This window comes from Corynebacterium sp. HMSC072G08, assembly GCF_001809185.1.
Classification (GTDB): Bacteria; Actinomycetota; Actinomycetes; order Mycobacteriales; family Mycobacteriaceae; genus Corynebacterium; species Corynebacterium phoceense.
This window is the reverse complement of the sequence record NZ_KV796416.1, coordinates 32360-48906: the sequence shown is the minus strand read 5'-3', so window position 1 is coordinate 48906 and position 16547 is coordinate 32360. Positions and strand designations below refer to the sequence as shown.

Sequence of the window (16547 nt, the reverse complement as noted above, 5' to 3'; positions counted from 1 at the left end):
TAGCGGACACACATTTTGCTACTTAGCCCCGAAAAGGGAATCGTCTTTCTGGATGAATGAATTGCAAGAGCTCCTGCGGTTCGTTATGAACTGCAGGAGCTCCGCGGGGCAAGACTCCCGACCCAGCAACGTGGCTGGAAGGACCCTTGCAATACTGGTAATTCTACGCGATAAATTCCCACGATCAATCGTCGCGTCGTGGTGGTGCGTAACGGGAAACGTCAAATCCCAAAAAGTGATTGGATGGATCCATGCTTTTTGATTCGCTCCCGCGCCCTGCGGTGAAGGTCGCGCCGGGCGTGGCGCACCTGCCGGGGTGGCTGGATATCGACCAGCAGCGCGCGCTCGTGGAGGAGTTTCGCGAGACGGCGCGGGCTTACGCAGGCACGCCGATGGGCATGTACAAGCCGCAGCTCAAGTCCGGGCAGATGAGCGTGTTTCAGCTGCATGTGGGGCGTTTCTGGCACTACGCGAGCTACCGCTATGTCAACAATATTGAGGGCACGCAGGTGCCGCCCATGCCCGAGTCGCTGGCGGGGCTGGCTCCTGCGGCGTTGCGGGCGGCGGCATCGGTAAGCGCGGAGCTCGAACCCTGGGTCGAGGGCTACGTCCCGCAGATGGCGCTTATCAATTACTACCCGCCGGGCTCGGCGATGGGCATGCACGTCGACGACTTCGAGGAGTCCGAAGCACCCGTGATTTCACTGTCCATCGGCGACGAGGCGCTGTTTCGGATGGGAAACACGGACAACCGTAACAAGCCGTGGGATGACATCATGGCGTGCTCGGGCGACCTCATCGTCTTTGGTGGGCCGAAACGCTTTGCGTACCACGGCATCGTGCGCGTGGACGACGGGACGCTGCCGGAAGGCTGTGGCCTGCGCGAAGGGCGGATCAACATCACCATTCGGCAGGTGGATGCGGCGCCGCGGACTCCCGAATAATTCATCGGTCTGGCTACGGATAACCGCGTACCATGTGGGAAAAGATCTCATGTACACGCAGCGAAAGGACCCTGAACCATGGCAATCCCGGCAGATAAGAAGGTAGCGGTCGTCACGGGGGCGTCCTCCGGTATCGGTGAAGCTTCGGCTCGCGCGCTGGCCAGCGATGGCTGGCACGTGGTCGTCGCGGCGCGTCGCATGGATCGCCTAGAGAAGCTCGCCGAGGACATCGGTGGCACGGCGGTGCAGCTCGACGTGACGGATCAGAAGTCCGTGGACGCGCTGGCCGAGGTGCTCCCGCGTGTCGATCTGCTGGTCAATAACGCCGGCGGTGCGAAGGGGCTTGAGCCGCTCGCGGAGACGAAGATTGAGGACTGGCAGTGGATGTTCGACACGAATGTCCTGGGCACCGTGCGCGTGACGCAGGCGCTGCTGTCCAAGCTCGAGGCGGCCCCGGAGAACTCCGGTCTCATTATCAACATGGGCTCCGTTGCGGGCTGGAATGTCTACGAGGGCGGCTCCGCGTACAACAACGCGAAGCACGGCGTGCGCGTCATTTCGCGCGCGCTGCGCATCGAGAACCACAACGTCCGCGTCACAGAGCTGGATCCGGGCCGCGTGGCCACGGAGGAGTTCTCGCTCAACCGCTTCCGCGGTGACGCGGGCAAAGCCGCCGCGGTCTACGACGGCGAGGTCAACCTCACCGCTGAGGACATCGCGGAGGCTGTGCGCTGGGTGGCCTCGCTGCCCGCGCACTTCAACATCGACGTCATGACGCTCAAGCCGCGCACGCAGAGCTAGTGCCGCTGTCTACGCTGGCCGCCCGCTTGGGAGTGTGGGTGGCCGTCCTCGTCGTGCCCGGGCCCGACATCGTGCAGGTCATGCGCGTCGCCCCGCGGTCCATGATGCGGTGGATCGCGCGGTGGAGCGCCCACATCGACGTCGTGGCGGGTGTGATCTTTGTCGTGCTCGGAGCCGTCATGGTGGGGGAGGGATTCGGTAGTCTGAGGGCATGATTTTTACGACCACGAATAACGTTGAAGGCCACGAAATCACTTCATACATTCGGGTGATTGCGGGCGAGACCGTCACCGGCATCAATTTCCTCAAGGACCTGGGCGCGTCCCTGCGCTCCTTTACCGGCGGACGCTCCGCGGGTTACGAGGACGAGGCTGTCAAGGCCCGTGAGTCCGCGCTCAACGAGCTGTGGAACCGCGGCGCGGAGCTCGGTGCCGATGCCGTCGTGGGCATCGCTTTCGACTACTCGCCCATGGGCGCCAACAACGACATGCTCATGGTCACGGCCACCGGCACGGCCGTGAAGCTGCGCCCGCTGAACTAAGCATGCGCCGCCCACAGCGGGTTGAGGCACGCTGGTTGCCGAAAACCCTGTCGTGGCAGGCGTGAGAAGAAGATTTTTGGCAGCCGCGGGGGTGTGCGGCGCGGGCCGCTAGACTGGCACGCATGCTAGAAGTCTCAATCAAAGGCGAGTCCATCAAACTCGGCCAGTTCATTAAGCTGGCCAGCCTCGTGGCCACGGGCGGCGAGGCCAAAGAACTCATCGCCGAAGGTGCGGTGACCGTCAACGGCGAGCCGCAGACCGCACGTGGCCATGCGGTGCACGTGGGCGACGAGGTGTGCATCGGCGACGCGTGCGCGCGCGTCATCGCGCAGGACGACGAGGACGATGACTACTTCGACGAGGCCACGGCCGATGACGATTTTGATCCCGAAAAGTGGAGGAACATGTAATGCCCGCATTCGAAGCTGAAGTGGGCATGCCCTACTGGATTGACCTCACCACGGCGGATACGCGCAAGTCGGCGCGTTTCTACGAAGAAGTCTTGGGGTGGGAGGTTTCCCTCGCAGGCTCGGGAAACCTCGACGCACGCGGATATCGAATGGCCCGCATTCAGGGCCTGCCCATCGCCGGCATGATTCCGCAGCCCGAGGAAGGCAGCATGCCGGATACGTGGGTGACGTACTTCTTGTCGCGGAATATCGATGAGGATTTGGCGAAGGTGGAAAAGCTGGGCGGGCGCGTGCTCGTTCCGGCGCAGCCGGTAGAGCTGGGTCATATGGCGCTCGCCGTCGACACAGCTGGCGGCATGTTTGGGCTCATCCAGCCGGGCGGTGCGGACCAGTTCGTCGCGGGCGGCGAGCCGGGTACCCCGGTGTGGCATGAGCTCACGGCCACGGCGAACTTCCAGCAGGCGTTGGACTTCTACGGCGAGCTCTTCGACTGGGAGATTCGCACGCAGACCGGCCCGGAGATGGACGGCATCGTCTACGCCACCGCCGAGGAAGACGGCGCGCCATTCGCGGGCTTCTGGAACGCGCAGGGCCAGTTCCCGCCGCAGGTCCCGAGCTTCTGGCAGACGTATCTGGGCGTGCGCGATGTGGAGGCCGCCGCGAAGAAGGCCGTGGAGCTTGGCGGCGAGATTATCCGCGAGCCGTGGGATTCGCCGTTTGGCCGCATGGTGCTGCTCGCGGACTCGACGGGTGCGACCGTAACGCTCACCGAGGTTGAGGATGCGCCGGAGGAAGACCCGCGCGAGTCGGACGATCTGCTTGACCTCTAAAAAGACCTCTAAAAGGACCTCTCAGAAGGGGGCCTGGGTGGAAGGCGTGCCGCCGCGCTCGGAGAAGGCGAAAGCCAACGTCGAGCGCGTGCAGGCGCTTGTGCAAAGCATTCCCCCGGGCAACGTTACAACCTACGGGGAGATCGGCAAGGCCACGGGCGTCGGTGCGCGTTACGTCGGCTGGGTCATGCGCGTGCACGGCGCGGATCTTCCCTGGTGGCGCGTGCTGCGTGCGGACGGTTCTCCGCACGACCCGGAGCGGGTCTGGCCGCGCTGGGAGGACGAGGGCATCGGAAGGCTAGCGTCCGGAAAGGCGGACATGCGGGCGCATGGGCTGGACGCGCGGGACCTGCGCGCGCTGTTTCACGGGAAAGAGGACTAAGGTTTTCGGCATGCTCAAACGGGCTCTTCCTGTTCTCGTCGCCTCCCTCGTGCTGGGCTCCGCCCCGGCCGTCGCCGCCACCATCCTCGATCCCGCCGCCGTTGCCGCCCGCACGCAGGTCACGCTGCGCTACAACAATGGCGTGGTCGTCTCCACTGCGAACTCGCACGAGTCGCGCCCGGCGCTCTCGCTGGTCAAGCTCTATCTGGGCTACTGGGTGCTCCACCACGGAGCGCCGGAAGATAAGGCCCGCGTGGAGAACATGATCCGCTACAGCGAAGACGCCACCGCGTCCGACCTGGACCGCAAGTACCCGCAGGCGATTCCGGAGGTCATTCGCCAGTTCGGCCTGAACGAGACCCACTACCGCGGCTACTGGGGCAACACCACGACCTCTACGGAGGATCTCGCGCGCTTTACCTCGATTATGGTCGGCGACCCGGTGGCGCAGCCCATCGTCACCGGCATGCGCACCGCCGCGCCCGTCGCTGCGGATGGCTACAAACAGGACTACGGCACGTCCCGAATTCCGGGGATTATCGGCACGAAGTTCGGCTGGTCCGACGCACGTGACGTCAATGCGACCGTCTCGCTGGGCAACGGCTTTGTCATCGCGGCGAATACCTATGGCTCGGCCGCGGACCTCACCTTCGACGTCCTGCGCGCCGTGCGTGTGACGCCGGATGGTGCTCCGGCTCCCGCACCGCTTCCCGATGCCCCTGCCACCCGCCAGCCCTCGCAGCTCGAGGCCTCCATCCTGCCGGGCATCCCCGTGCAGTTCCGTGCCCAGGCGCGCCAGTTCATCCGCAACGCGGAGGACCAGGTCGCCGCGACCCAGGCGCAGGCCTGTGCGGTGCTGGCCCAGGCTGGGTCCTCTGGGTCGTCGCAGGCCTGCTAGCTCACGGAGTCGATGGCGCGCTTGCCGGTAAGCAGGTCTGCGCCGGTGCGTTCGCGGTAGGCCTTGATGGCCTTGATGGGTTCGCCCTGCGCGACGAGCGTACGCTCGGCGTCGCTCACGCCGTAGGCGTTGACGTCTTCTGCGGTGAGGCCGAGACGCTGCGTGAGATCCTCGATGACGGCGGCTTGGCGCTGCACTTCGGCGCGCAAGCGCTTTACTTCGGCTGCGTTATTGAACCAGGCGAGCATGATGTTCTCCTTGACTTAGACGGCACGGCTAAACGCGGTGGCGCGCGCGACGAGTTCGGGCTCGGGGCGAATGCCAGTGTAGAGCACAAACTGCTCGAGGGCCTGCAGGCTCATGACCTCGGCGCCGGTGATGATGATTTTCTCGAGTTCCTGCGCGCGGGCGAGCAGCGGCGTGATGGTGGGGCGGGGTACGACGTCGAAGACGACCTCGGCCGCTTGGACTGCGGCGTCGGGCACGGGCAGGTCGGCCGCTTCCGGACCGCCCTCCATGCCGATGGGCGTGCAGTTGATGATGAGCTGTGGTGTGAGCGAACCAAGCTGGGGCGCGTACCCGAAGCCGTACTTGTCCGCGAGCGCAGGGCCCGTGGTGGTGTTACGGGCGACGACGGTGACGTGGGTGAAGCCCTCGTCGCGCAGGGCAGCGACGGTGGCCTTGGCCATACCGCCGGAGCCGAGGACGACGGTCTCGAGCGCTGGGTCGAGCTGGTTGGAACGCAGCAAGGAGACGATGGCGAGGTAGTCCGTGTTGTAGGCCTTCAGATGGCCGTCCGTGCTGACGATGGTGTTGACGGACTCGATGACCTCGGCGGACGGATCCATCTCGTCGACGAGGGCGATGACGTCTTCCTTCCACGGCATGGAAATCGCGGCACCCCGGATCTGCAGGCCACGCACGCCGGCGATTGCCTGCTGGATGTCGTCCGTCGTGAACGCTTTGTAAACGTAGTTGAGCTCGAGCGCGTCGTACAAGTAATTGTGGAAGCGCGTGCCCGTGTTGCCAGGGCGGCCGGACAGCGACAGGCACAGCTGCGTGTCCTTCGTGATGCCGCCGGCGACGAGACGCGGCGAGTCTGTGTTGAGTGATGCTACGGCCGGGATTTCAGTCATGACGCCCAGTGTAACCAGACTTCCCACGGCGCCTCGCGGAGCTTAGTGGTGCTCGACCTGCTTGATTTCTTCGGACATGTCGCGGCCCAGATCGGCGGCGCTGAATTCGTCCGTGAGCGGCAGGCGCAGCTGCAGATCCGTGCACAGGCACAGCTCGACGGTGCCTTCCTCGAGGACGAAGTCCACGAGGTGGCCGCCCCAGGTGCGCTCGTCGTTGATGACGTGGGCGTGGCAGCCGGCCACGGAGATGGCGGCCTCGTAGAGCGGCGTGCGGAACCCGGCGATGGTGCCCGTGAAATTGTCGAGCCGCACGACCTCCTCGCCGTCCGTGGCTTCGACCATGGGGCGGTAGGGCTGCTCCTGGCGTTCCACGGTGCGCGCGCTGGCCCAGCTAAAACGGCCGGTAACGCGCAGGGCGTACATGTAGTTGGAGCTGGGAATGAATCCGTCTACGACCTTGGAGAATTCCTCACGCGTGAGCGGGCCGGTGAGTTCCTCGCGGATAGAGGGCACGAAGTTGGTGACCACGGCATAGGGCGTGCGCTCGTCGAGCGGGGGTTCGGTGACGGAGCCATCGGAGCGCAGGCGGTAGCAGCGCCCATCGAGGATGACCATCTCGCCGTCGAGGCCGTTGAAGGTGCCAATGCCAAAGGAGCCGTGACCGAGGAGCTCGGACAACATCATCTCGTCCTCGTAGACGCCCTGGGCGAGAGAGGTGATGAGGCTGGTTTGGAAGATGGCGTGGCGCGTGTGGTGCATGCGTTCCAGCTTAGACGCGGGTCCGCAACTCCTTCACGGCCACGTAGCCCGGATCCGCCGCTGCGAGACGCCGCGCGCGGTGCACGAGCAGGAAAACTGTGGGATAAGTAAGAAGTGCGGAACACACCATGGGGGCGTAGACCCACCACGCGTCCGTGTCGAGCGTGATGTTCCACAGGAAGTGGCCCGCGAAGGCGAAGGCGAGGAAACCCGCGGCAACGCCCACGCGGCGCAGGCGCGACCACTCGGCGGCGTAGAGCGCCCAGCCCACACCCCAGCCGGCGATGGCCGTGAAGACGACGTGGAGGCAGGGCCCAGCGATAACGCGCAGGCCCCACATGGCCCAGAAGCCGCCCCAGTCCGAGACCGGATCCATGAGCGCTCCCATAAACGAGTACAGGAGATTCTCGGTGGTCTCGAAGCCCAGGCCCACGACGGCGCCGGCAAGGAACCCATGCCACGGGCGGCGCAGCTCACGGAAGGACAGGAGCAGAAGGAACACGCCCAGGGCCTTCGCCGGTTCTTCCGGGTAGGTGCCGCCGAAGGAGGCGATGAGGGGATCCCAGCGCCAGTGGTCGATGATGTCGAACCACCCCAGCCCTGCAGCGGAGACGACGCCGAAGGACGTTCCCGAGCCCCAGAGCAGCGCGGCGACGACCCACGCGCGCCCGCCCGGCCACGCCGGCCGGGTGAGGTGGAGCAGCCACAGGACTATCGCGGTGTAGAGGGCGGCGAGGGCCGAGCCCGCCAGCGCGAGCCCCGGCAGCACAAAGAAAATAGGAAACACGAAGAGGGCCAAGACCACAATGCCCAGGCCCAGACCAGCCCAGAGGACCCCGCGGGCGGCGCGACTCATACGTTCACCGCCTGCGGAAGCGCCGGCTCAAAGCCGTCGTGGGAGTCGATGTGCGCGAGCTCGTCCGTGATCGTCGCCGGCAACGCCTCGCCGGTCGCCGCCTGCCACGTGGGAGCCAGGACAGAGGCCGCGTCCGCGCCCTCAAAGGTGACGACGAAGGCCGTGTTCTCTTCTGGGGCCTCGTTTGGGGCGGGGAGGATGAGGGCTGCGGCGCCGGTGGGGGCATCGGCAAGCACGAGGGTCGAGCCGGAGACTGCGACGGGGCCAGCAGGGTCCGTGCCGAACGCGATAGTGCGCAGGGCGCGCCGGGCGGCGAGCTCTGCGTCCGCGACGCCGGGAGTCTCCGTGACCGTGACGGTCGTATCCCCGCAATACCAGCCCTCAGAAGGCAGCAATCCGGCCGTGGGCGTGCACTCCATGGGCACGGCGACGTCTCCAATGACCAGTGGCTCCGCCGGGCGGAGTTGGTCTGGAAGCGTGAGCCAATAGACCGTGGGCGCAAAGAGCAGGACCGCGGCGCTCAGCAGCACCGCAGTGAGCCCTGCCCCCATGCGCGGGGGCTGGAGACGATAGGAGAAAGCGGGAGCGGACATGGCGTCCACCTTAGCTATTAAGCTTGGGCGGCATGAATGACCTTTACCAGTTTCTGAATGGGCCCTGGCTGGCCACGCACGAGATCCCCGCGGACCGCGCGGTGGACGGTACGTTCCATAAGCTGCGCGATGACGCGGAGGAGATGGAGCACGAGATTGTGAAGAACGATACCGGCCGCGCCGGGAAGTTCTACGCCGCGTTTATGGATGTCGACGCGCTCAACGCCGCGGGCGTGGCTCCGCTCGACGCGGACCTCGACCGCCTCGCCGTGGCGGATACACAGGAGCTCGCGCGCGTGTTGGGTGAGCTGGACCGACTCGGGATTGGTAGCCCAGTGGCTGCCTACATTGAGAAGGACCCGGGCGGCACTGATGCGATTGCGACGCTTATCCAGTCGGGCCTCGGCCTGCCGGATGAGGCCTACTACCGCGAGGAGGCCCACGCGGAGACCCTCAAGGCCTACCGCGCGCACGTGGAGCGCATGCTTGGCTTCCTCGATTCCGGCCGCATCTTTGGTTTGCCTGCCGATGCCGCCGCCACCCGCATCGTCGCACTTGAGACCTCCATCGCGGCTGGTCATTGGGACGTCGTCGCCTCCCGCGACGCTGTGAAGACCTATAACCCGACCGAGTTCACTGATCTGCCCGAGCACGTGCAAGAGATCCTGCGCGGCGCCCGGTTCCCTGAGTCCCGCGTCGTTGTCGCACAGCCGTCCTTCCTCACGCACCTGGATTCGCTGTTTACCGCAGACCGCATTGCGGACTGGCAGCTGTGGGCAACATGGCACAGCCTGCGCGGCCGCGCGGCCCTGCTCACCGAGGAGATTTCTAAGGCCAACTTCGCTTTCTACGGCACGACGCTCACCGGTGCCACCGAGCAGCGCGATCGCTGGAAGCGTGCCCTTGGTCAGGCCGGCTACGTGGGCCAGGAGATTGGCAAGGCTTACGTGGACAAGCACTTCCCGGCCTCGTACAAGGAAGAGATGCTTGAGCTGGTCTCTTACCTGCTCGACGCCTACCGTTCCCGTATTTCCGAGCTGCCGTGGATGACCGCCGAGACCCGCGAGCGCGCCCTGGAGAAGCTGGGCAAGTTCAACGCGAAGATCGGTTACCCGGATAAGTGGCGCTCGTACGAGGGCCTGGAGCCCACGGACGACGCCGTCGAAAACGACCGCCGCGGCTCCGCCTTCTCGCACGACTATGAGCTGGCCAAGATGGGCAAGCCGGCCGACCGCACGGAGTGGTTCGCCACCCCGCAGACCGTCAACGCCTTCTACAACCCGGTGGCCAACGACATCACGTTCCCCGCTGGCATCCTGCGCCCGCCGTTCTTCACCGCGTCCGCTGAGGGCGGCGACGTCGCGGAGAACTTTGGCGCCATCGGTGCCGTCATCGGCCACGAGATCGGCCACGGCTTCGACGACCAGGGCTCCCAGTACGACGGCGACGGCAACCTCACCTCCTGGTGGACTGACGAGGACCGTGCCGCGTTTGAGAAGCTCACCGCCAAGCTCGTGGATCAGTATCAGGGCCAGGTGCCCACCGTGCTCAAGGAAGCCGGTATCGAGTCTTCCGGCGTGAACGGCGCCTTCACCCTGGGCGAGAACATTGGCGACCTCGGCGGCCTGGGTATTGCCGTCGTGGCGTACAAGAAGTACTGCGCCGATCACGATCTAGACCCGCTCGGTCAGGTCCGGCCCTTCACCGCTGAAGGCGCCGAGCCCGCTCTCGCCGAGCAGGAGTGGAACGGCCTCCAGCGCCTCTTCTTCGCCTGGGCCCGTGTGTGGCGCACTGCCATCCGCCCGGAGATGGCCGCCCAGTACCTCGCCATCGACCCGCACTCGCCGGCCGAGTTCCGCTGCAACCTCATTGTCGCCAATGTCGCGGAGTACTACGAGGCCTTCGACGTGCCTTCCGATGCCCCCACCTACGTCGCGCCCGAGGACCGCGTCACCATCTGGTAGCTCGCTTCGGCGTCCGATAGCCACAACGCCCGAATAAGGTCGAGAATTTTCAATTTTTCGCTTCTTATTCGGGCGTTGTGGCTATTTCTTCTTGTTGCTTGATGTCGTGCTGCTTGATTTCGAGCTGCGCGCCGATGCTAGCGCGTAGACGAACGCGACCGTCGTCACGCCGATGCGCACCCAGTCATTGGGAAACGCGAGGGTGAGGTGTCAGGATTCTTTTTGACACCCCACCCACAACGCCGTGCGGATCTCGGGCAGCGGGCGGGGCGTGGAGGTAGGCCGCCAGGTACTTCTCTCTAGGAGATTTCAAATCCTCGGGGTGAATGCAATGCTCCTTCCAGTCGCATTGCATTCACCACCTGAACCGGCCCCCATTGAAACGAGGAATTTTCGGCAGGAACAGGAACTGCTCAGCTGGCTTCCAGGAAACCAGGCTCGAACTCTCACGACCCTGCCCAGAAATCCGCGCGGTGCGTGCAGGTGGGTGTCCTTAAATAAGTCTCATACCCGAACATCACGTATAAGAGGACTCCCATGCAGCGCTTGACCTTGCGCACAAAGATCATCGCCGGCATCGTCGCCGGTGCCACCGCCATTTCCCTGGCCGCGTGCAGCGCGAACGACACGACCAGCACCGCATCCGCCACGTCCGTGCAGACCACGCAGCTCGCCGATCTCCTTGACGACACCACCGACGTCGGCGCGGACAACCCCGACCTTTTTGATCTGTCGCAGTCCCACGAGGTTTCCCTCGATATTGACCAGGACGCCATCGACACCATGCTTGAGGACTACCAAAGCGGCGACGAAAAGACCTGGGTGAAGGCCAACATCACGATTGACGGCACGACCATCGAGAATGTCGGTGTGCGTCTCAAGGGCAACTCCTCCCTGCGCACTCTCGGCGGCAACTCCGGTATGCCGGGCGGCGGACAAGCGCCTGGTGAGAATGCCGACGGTCAGGCTCCCGCAGGAATGCAGATGCCCACGGACGGCGAGAAGCCCACCCCGCCCGACAGTGGTCAGGGTGGCCCTGGCGGGGCCCCGCAAGGCGGCGGCATGTCCGGCTCCAGCATCGACGAAAGCGACGTGACCACCTGGCCGTTGCTCATCAGCTTCGACAAGTATGAGGACGGCCGCGTCTACCAAGGCATGTCCCAGTTCTCGCTGCGCTCGGGCATTCCGTCGCTCAACGAGGCGACGGCGCTCTCGGCCACCGCCGAAACCGGTCAGGCCTCGCAGCGCTACACGTACCTCACGTATTCGGTCAATGGCGGCGAGACGCTTACACGCATCGCACTGGAGAACCCGGACGAATACTACGCGGCCCGCCTTGGTGACGGCATCCTCTACAAGGCGGACTCCGAAAGCTCCTTTACCTACCAGGGCGATGACCCGGAAACCTACGAGGATCAGTTCAAGATCGAGTCCAAGGATGACGACGTGGAGAAGGAACAGCCCATCGTGGATCTGCTCAAGTGGATGGACTCCGCCGACGACACCGAATTCGACGCGCACCTCGAGGATTACGTCGACGTCGACTCCTTCGCGAAGTACCTCGCCACCCAGAACCTGCTCGTCAACAGCGATGACATGGCCGGCCCCGGCAAGAATTATTACCTCTGGTACGACAACGAGACGAAGAAGGTCTCCGTCGTGTCGTGGGACCTCGACATGTCGATGCAGAATAATGCGGAGCAGTCCCCGGACGAGTCCGCATCCATGGGTGGCGGCCGCCGCCAGCAGGCCCAGCCTTCCGATGCCGCCACCTCCACCACCGCAGACGCCGCAGCCACCCAGACCGCAGACATTCAGGAGCAGCAGGGCGGCATGATGAGCGGCAACGAGCTCAAGACGCGCTTCTTGGCGTCCGAGAAGTTCAAGGCCGTCTATGACCAGGCGTACTGGGACCTCTACGAGCAGATCTATGGCTCGGGATTCGCTGAAAAGACGCTGGAGAACCTGCGCTCGCAGGTTCCGGCGACGGACGGGACGCCACAGTCAGACATCGACTCGGCCGCAGACAAGCTGCAGGAATTCATCACGCAGCGCAAGGACTATCTGGCCACTCAGAAGGCCTAGGCCTTGCGTCGCGAGGCGCGCGGAACGACGGCACCAGCGAGGTAGTCGGCGCCGGTTTCGTGATCAATGACGCGTAATTGACCGGGGGCCTTTGGCTCGTCGATGAGGGTGGAATAGCAAAAGAACTCGCCCTCGCCGCCGGTGCCATAGGCGGTAAAACGCTGGGGGATGTCGTTGTCCTCGCGGTCGACGAAGCCCGCGGATACGTCCGATTCTTCGACGATCCTCTTGAACTCAGCCTTTGCCACGCGGTCATCGGCGCCGAAGGCGACGGAGCGCTCGCCGAGCACGGAGTGATCCATGCGTGCGATTTCCTTCTTGGTGGCGTTATCCGCGGCGCGATAGGAGAGGAAGAGCTGGCCCAGCTCGCCGGAGAAGGTGCGGCCGATGATGACCTCGATGCCCACCTCGCCGTCCGGATCCACCGCGCGATACGAACCGAGACGCTCGGTGATGGTGGAAAACTCGGCGCACAGCTCGTCCTTGGTGGGCGAGAGGGTGGCTTCGGGGTGCACGGTCGCTTCAGTCATGCCGGCCAGCTTAGCGCGCCGGGGAGGTAGTCTGGGCCCATGACTGACAAGCAACCGCAGGAAGTACCGCACGCCGAACTGGCCGAAGGCCAGTCTTGGGAGATTGGCGGCCAGGACCGCCAGCTCAGCGAGAATGAACAGCTCGAGCAGCTGGGATCGTACATCGATGCGCACTATGAGCTGCCGGACTTCCGTCCGCCGTGGGCCGGTGGCGGCTCGCCGGAGGCGGATAATTACTGCGCGAAGCTGCCGGATCGCATTGTCCAGGCCTCCATGATGGTGTTGGGGACGGCGGTGGACCACTCCATGCCGGGCACGGCGTTTACGGACGGCGTGACCGTGAGCGATAACGAGCACGGCCGCGTCTTTACCCCGAGCGATCCGAACGGCACGTACGCCGTGTCGCTGCATTCGGGCGGCTGGTGGCGCGGCGACGGTCAGGCGCTCGAGATGCAGTGGCGCCCCGAGGTCGCGGCGGCCGCGCAGCTGTCCGGAACGACCATCGTGGACATTGATTACCCGCTGGCGCCGGAACACACCGTGGATGACATGGTGAAGGTCGTGCAGGCGGCCATCGATGCGCTGCCCGGACACGTGACCGTGTGGGGTTATTCCTCCGGCGGCGCGCTCGCGGCGCTGGTCAAGGCCGACGCGTACCTGCTCACGTTCCCCGACTTCGCAGCACTCGGCAACCTGCCGGATGAGCTGCGTGCGGGTTATGAGCTTCCCGATGCCCTCCCCAACACGCTCATCCAGACCGCGACGGAAGATGAAATCGCCGGGCGCGTGGAGCTGCCGGGCGCGCAGACCGCAGACTACGTGGCGCGGCACCGTATTTCTACGCCGGCCGTGGCGCGTCAGCGCATTAAGGACACGGCGGAGTTCCTCAAGAAAGTCGCAGAGTAACGCAGGCAAGCGCGACACGGCGCGTGAAGCCACGCTGATCTCCGCGCTTGTCGATCCGATTATGGGCGCTTGCTGCCTACGATGGAAAGATTCATCGGCGCGCGGCGGCCCGGGAGCGACCCTTAGTCTTAATCGACGACGAAGTTCTTCCGCGTCGAGCGGAAGATGACCCAGCGCTGCACGCAAAAGTTGATGAGCGTCGCGGTGCCTTGGGCGATGACATAGGCGACCACGAGGGCCCAGGAGCTGGGCCAGGCAAGATCGTTGTCGAGGAACTCGAAGCACCACTTGTATAGCGCGATGTTGACTGCGTAGGTGAGTGCGTACGTTGCGGCAACGGCGAGGAAGCGGCGGGTGGAGGCCTTCGCGTTGAAGGTCCAGCGGCGGTTGAGCAGGTACGCGGTGAGCGTGCCCACGATAAAACCGACGGTGCGGGCCGCGGTGTCGCCGAGGAGGTCGAGGCCGATCTGGAGCAGCCAGGTGATCCCGACGTCGATGACGCCGGAGATGCCGCCGGTGATGGCGAACTTCGTGCCCTGTGCCTGCAGGGAGTTGGAGCGCGAAAGGCGATCGGCGGCGGAATCCATGGCGGTGGTCCCGTCTTACTTGCCCTTGAAGATGAAGACGCGCTGGATGACGAAGTTTGTGATCGTCGCGACGGCCTGGGCGATGACAAACGAGATGGTGTCCTTGACGGCGCCCTCGAAGCCCATCGCGATGAGCGGGGCGTTCGTGGCCCAGTAGAGGAAGTTCTGCACCGCGAAGGTCGAGGCGTAGAGCAGGCCGACTGCGGTGGCAGTGCGGCCGGAGACCTGCGCCCCGAAGGTCCAGCGGGCGTTGGCGAGGTAGGCCGCGATGGTGCCGAAGATCCAGCCGATGGCCTTCGCCGCGGAGCGGTGGAGGCCCAGGTGCGTGAGGATGAGGGTGAGGCCAAAGTCGAGAATGGCCGTAAACACGCCCACGGACACGAAGCGGACGAGCTGGGTGCGCAGCGAATTATTGGGCGTCGCGTTGACGACGTCGTCCGTGCTCAGGGTGGCATCGTGCGCGTCGGGCTGCTGCGGGTTGGGGGTCTGCGCGGTATTTTCCACGCTGATAGCCTACCTGCCGCGGGCCTGCGGAATGGTTAACGACGAAGAAGCGCGCGGAAGAGGTCGAGTCGGTCGACTGGGGCGAGGGCCTCGGGACCGGTGGCGCGGACCTGCGTGAGGACGGCGAGGGAATCGGCGCAGAGGTTAAGGGCGGCATCGGCAAGCAAGGGCGCGCCGGAGTCGTCGACCCAGCCGAGGGCCTCGAGCGTGGTGGTGAGGACGGACTCCGTGAGTTGCTTGTCGCCCATGCAGGTAAGCGCCAGGGCGGTGGACCAGAAAGCGTCGCGGCCCTCGAGCGTGACCTCGCGGGGCAGGCTCGCCAGCGCGTGCAGCGTGGCGGCGGGAAGGCTCACCTCGCGGGTGAGATCGAGCGCCTGGAGGAGCGGCACGAAGTCGAAGAGCCGGGAACGCACGACGGCGTCGCGGACCTCGGGGCGGACTTGCTCGAGGACGGCGTTGATGGTTTTATCGCCGGTGAGCTGAGCATTAATCGCCGTGATATCGAAGGGGACATCGAAAGAACCGGAACCGCCGACGCACAGCGCGCGCGGGGTGTCAGCGTCGCGCAGGTAGACCTCCGCGACGGTGATGGTGAAGTCCCACAGGCCCCAGACGTAGTCGATGTGTTGGCCCGGGCGGCGCAGGAAGTCGCGCACGCGGTGGGTGGGATCGATACGCGCGCCGCGGGCGGCGTCGTGCTCAAAGAAATGCCAGGGCGCGTCTTCGTTGGGGAGCGCGAAGCACGTGGCGAGAACCTCGTGGAACTCCTCGAACGTGAGCGCGTCGTTGATGCCAATCTGGCGGTGGACCTCCGCGTCCGTGCGCACGTGGGCGACCTGGACGATGATGGTCGACTCGGCAGGCTGGCGTCGCGCGCGGGCCTGCTCGAGATCGATGATGGGGGAGGACATGGGCCCCAGCCTAACCACTTTGACGGTCCCGCGCCGTGGGCGCCGAGCTGAGTTAGCGGGACGTGTCGTTGAACGACTGCTTGTCGAGGCCGCGGGCCTCCGCCTCCGAGACGGCGAAGGTGAGTGCTGCGAGCAGCGCGCCGGTGAGGCTCCAGGGCTTGGTGGCGCCGCGCTTGCGCAAGAAGCTGACGATGCCGCGGGCGATCTTCACGTTGAGGAACGCGCCGACGGCGAGTAGAGCGAGGAGGACAAGGAATGCGCCGTACGTCTTGAGTGGGGATGCCGGCTCGACCGTAAGCGGTGCGTCATCGCGCTCGTCCTCGTTCTGGGCGTTAGCGAAGGCGACGAGGCTGCCGAAGGCGGTGAACCCGGTGAGGTAGCCGACCGTGAGACCGACCTTGGACTTGAGGTAGTCCGGCAGCGCGGTGAGAATTCCCACAGCGGCGGCCTGCGCGATGCGGCCGGCAAGCGTGTCGTCGAGGGCATAATTATCGGGCTTATTTTGCGGAGCGGTCATGCGGGATAGTCTAGACGGCATGTATTCCGATAAGCATGAGCATATGACGCCGGCGCAGCAGGCGGCCCAGGACGAGCGCACGGAGGACGACCGTCGCAATGGCTCCTACCAGGCAACACAGAATACGACGGCGCCGCTCAGCGACTTTATGACGCGACTCATGGCGCAGGAACTGCCCATCATGGACTCGACCTCGCGCCAGCGCGTGTACGACATTCTGCGGGAGTATGACGGCCCCGTGATTGAGACGCAGGAGGAACTGCCCAAGGAAATCCGTGACCTCATGGATTTGTATTAAAGGTTTTTGATCGGGCATGAGAATGCCCGGTTTGTTCCGTATATCACTTGGGTCCTGCGTGTCATGCGGGCTCACACGTGGGTAGGCTGGATGGA

At 64.9% G+C, this 16547-nt stretch carries 22 protein-coding genes; 12 read left to right on the top strand and 10 right to left on the bottom strand.

The window, feature by feature from the left end; genetic code table 11:
- Positions 1-251 precede the first annotated feature (251 nt).
- The 8 genes from HMPREF2559_RS04800 (at position 252) to HMPREF2559_RS04765 (ending at position 4806) form a co-directional block, all read left to right on the top strand.
- Positions 252-944: an alpha-ketoglutarate-dependent dioxygenase AlkB family protein gene (locus tag HMPREF2559_RS04800; RefSeq protein ID WP_066485782.1), complete on the top strand. Its 693-nt coding sequence runs from the start codon at positions 252-254 to the stop codon at positions 942-944.
- Positions 945-1022: 78 nt separating this feature from the next.
- Positions 1023-1745 (top strand): SDR family oxidoreductase, encoded by a 723-nt coding sequence (locus HMPREF2559_RS04795; RefSeq protein ID WP_066485791.1) that lies wholly within the window; start codon positions 1023-1025, stop codon positions 1743-1745.
- Entirely contained in the window at positions 1745-1960 is a 216-nt protein-coding gene (locus HMPREF2559_RS04790; RefSeq protein ID WP_066485799.1) for a hypothetical protein, read from the top strand. The genes HMPREF2559_RS04795 and HMPREF2559_RS04790 overlap by 1 nt, the downstream gene beginning before the upstream one ends.
- The gene (locus tag HMPREF2559_RS04785; protein ID WP_066485805.1) at positions 1957-2286 is read left to right on the top strand and encodes a YbjQ family protein; all 330 of its coding nucleotides are present in this window, start codon (positions 1957-1959) and stop codon (positions 2284-2286) included. Before HMPREF2559_RS04790 ends, HMPREF2559_RS04785 begins: the two co-directional genes overlap by 4 nt.
- A gap of 122 nt (positions 2287-2408) precedes the next feature.
- Entirely contained in the window at positions 2409-2696 is a 288-nt protein-coding gene (locus HMPREF2559_RS04780) for an RNA-binding S4 domain-containing protein (RefSeq protein WP_066485813.1), read from the top strand.
- Positions 2696-3526, top strand: a complete 831-nt coding sequence (locus tag HMPREF2559_RS04775) for a VOC family protein (RefSeq protein ID WP_066485816.1) — start codon at positions 2696-2698, stop codon at positions 3524-3526. The genes HMPREF2559_RS04780 and HMPREF2559_RS04775 overlap by 1 nt, the downstream gene beginning before the upstream one ends.
- Positions 3516-3908 carry an MGMT family protein gene (locus tag HMPREF2559_RS04770; protein ID WP_309473694.1) on the top strand — a complete coding sequence of 131 codons (393 nt, stop codon included), beginning with the start codon at positions 3516-3518 and terminating at the stop codon, positions 3906-3908. The genes HMPREF2559_RS04775 and HMPREF2559_RS04770 overlap by 11 nt, the downstream gene beginning before the upstream one ends.
- Before the next feature lie 10 nt (positions 3909-3918).
- Positions 3919-4806: a hypothetical protein gene (locus tag HMPREF2559_RS04765; RefSeq protein WP_070539712.1), complete on the top strand. Its 888-nt coding sequence runs from the start codon at positions 3919-3921 to the stop codon at positions 4804-4806.
- On the opposite strand, the gene HMPREF2559_RS04760 is transcribed toward HMPREF2559_RS04765, so the two are convergent.
- From HMPREF2559_RS04760 to HMPREF2559_RS04740, 5 genes are read right to left on the bottom strand one after another with little or no spacing between them, the layout of a single operon-like run.
- Positions 4803-5054, bottom strand: coding sequence for a hypothetical protein (locus HMPREF2559_RS04760; protein WP_066485831.1), 252 nt, complete (start codon positions 5052-5054; stop codon positions 4803-4805). The two genes, HMPREF2559_RS04765 and HMPREF2559_RS04760, sit on opposite strands and share 4 nt — an antisense overlap.
- Positions 5055-5069: 15 nt before the next feature.
- Positions 5070-5942, bottom strand: coding sequence for a shikimate 5-dehydrogenase (locus tag HMPREF2559_RS04755; protein ID WP_083297778.1), 873 nt, complete (start codon positions 5940-5942; stop codon positions 5070-5072).
- 42 nt (positions 5943-5984) lie between these two features.
- Positions 5985-6701 carry an acetolactate decarboxylase gene (gene budA, locus HMPREF2559_RS04750; RefSeq protein ID WP_066485834.1) on the bottom strand — a complete coding sequence of 239 codons (717 nt, stop codon included), beginning with the start codon at positions 6699-6701 and terminating at the stop codon, positions 5985-5987.
- Positions 6702-6711: 10 nt separating this feature from the next.
- A complete protein-coding gene (locus HMPREF2559_RS04745; protein ID WP_070539710.1) occupies positions 6712-7557 on the bottom strand; it encodes a PrsW family intramembrane metalloprotease in 846 nt (281 codons plus the stop codon).
- Complete coding sequence (locus tag HMPREF2559_RS04740; RefSeq protein ID WP_070539708.1) at positions 7554-8150, bottom strand: hypothetical protein; 597 nt, start codon at positions 8148-8150, stop codon at positions 7554-7556. The genes HMPREF2559_RS04745 and HMPREF2559_RS04740 overlap by 4 nt, the downstream gene beginning before the upstream one ends.
- Positions 8151-8182: 32 nt before the next feature.
- Here HMPREF2559_RS04740 and HMPREF2559_RS04735 point away from each other — a divergent pair, with 32 nt between their 5' ends.
- Together HMPREF2559_RS04735 and HMPREF2559_RS04730 are read left to right on the top strand one after the other, a co-directional pair.
- Complete coding sequence (locus HMPREF2559_RS04735; protein WP_070539706.1) at positions 8183-10114, top strand: M13 family metallopeptidase; 1932 nt, start codon at positions 8183-8185, stop codon at positions 10112-10114.
- A 537-nt stretch (positions 10115-10651) separates the two neighbouring features.
- Positions 10652-12199, top strand: coding sequence for a CotH kinase family protein (locus HMPREF2559_RS04730; protein WP_083297777.1), 1548 nt, complete (start codon positions 10652-10654; stop codon positions 12197-12199).
- On the opposite strand, the gene HMPREF2559_RS04725 is transcribed toward HMPREF2559_RS04730, so the two are convergent.
- Positions 12196-12729, bottom strand: a complete 534-nt coding sequence (locus HMPREF2559_RS04725) for a CG0192 family protein (protein ID WP_066485852.1) — start codon at positions 12727-12729, stop codon at positions 12196-12198. The two genes, HMPREF2559_RS04730 and HMPREF2559_RS04725, sit on opposite strands and share 4 nt — an antisense overlap.
- A gap of 39 nt (positions 12730-12768) precedes the next feature.
- On the opposite strand from HMPREF2559_RS04725, the gene HMPREF2559_RS04720 reads away from it, so the two are divergent.
- Complete coding sequence (locus HMPREF2559_RS04720) at positions 12769-13635, top strand: alpha/beta hydrolase (protein WP_066485855.1); 867 nt, start codon at positions 12769-12771, stop codon at positions 13633-13635.
- Positions 13636-13763: 128 nt separating this feature from the next.
- Here the strand turns inward: HMPREF2559_RS04720 and HMPREF2559_RS04715 are convergent, their stop codons facing one another.
- Genes HMPREF2559_RS04715 through HMPREF2559_RS04700 form a run of 4 tightly spaced genes read right to left on the bottom strand, consistent with a single transcriptional unit; the run spans position 13764 to position 16154 of the window.
- A complete protein-coding gene (locus HMPREF2559_RS04715; protein ID WP_066485857.1) occupies positions 13764-14222 on the bottom strand; it encodes a GtrA family protein in 459 nt (152 codons plus the stop codon).
- 15 nt (positions 14223-14237) lie between these two features.
- Positions 14238-14726 (bottom strand): GtrA family protein, encoded by a 489-nt coding sequence (locus tag HMPREF2559_RS04710; protein WP_371325675.1) that lies wholly within the window; start codon positions 14724-14726, stop codon positions 14238-14240.
- A gap of 35 nt (positions 14727-14761) precedes the next feature.
- Positions 14762-15637: a plasmid pRiA4b ORF-3 family protein gene (locus HMPREF2559_RS04705; RefSeq protein ID WP_066485859.1), complete on the bottom strand. Its 876-nt coding sequence runs from the start codon at positions 15635-15637 to the stop codon at positions 14762-14764.
- A gap of 52 nt (positions 15638-15689) precedes the next feature.
- Positions 15690-16154 carry a hypothetical protein gene (locus HMPREF2559_RS04700; protein ID WP_066485861.1) on the bottom strand — a complete coding sequence of 155 codons (465 nt, stop codon included), beginning with the start codon at positions 16152-16154 and terminating at the stop codon, positions 15690-15692.
- Between the two features lie 19 nt (positions 16155-16173).
- On the opposite strand from HMPREF2559_RS04700, the gene HMPREF2559_RS04695 reads away from it, so the two are divergent.
- The gene (locus HMPREF2559_RS04695; RefSeq protein WP_066485863.1) at positions 16174-16452 is read left to right on the top strand and encodes a hypothetical protein; all 279 of its coding nucleotides are present in this window, start codon (positions 16174-16176) and stop codon (positions 16450-16452) included.
- Positions 16453-16547 lie beyond the last annotated feature (95 nt).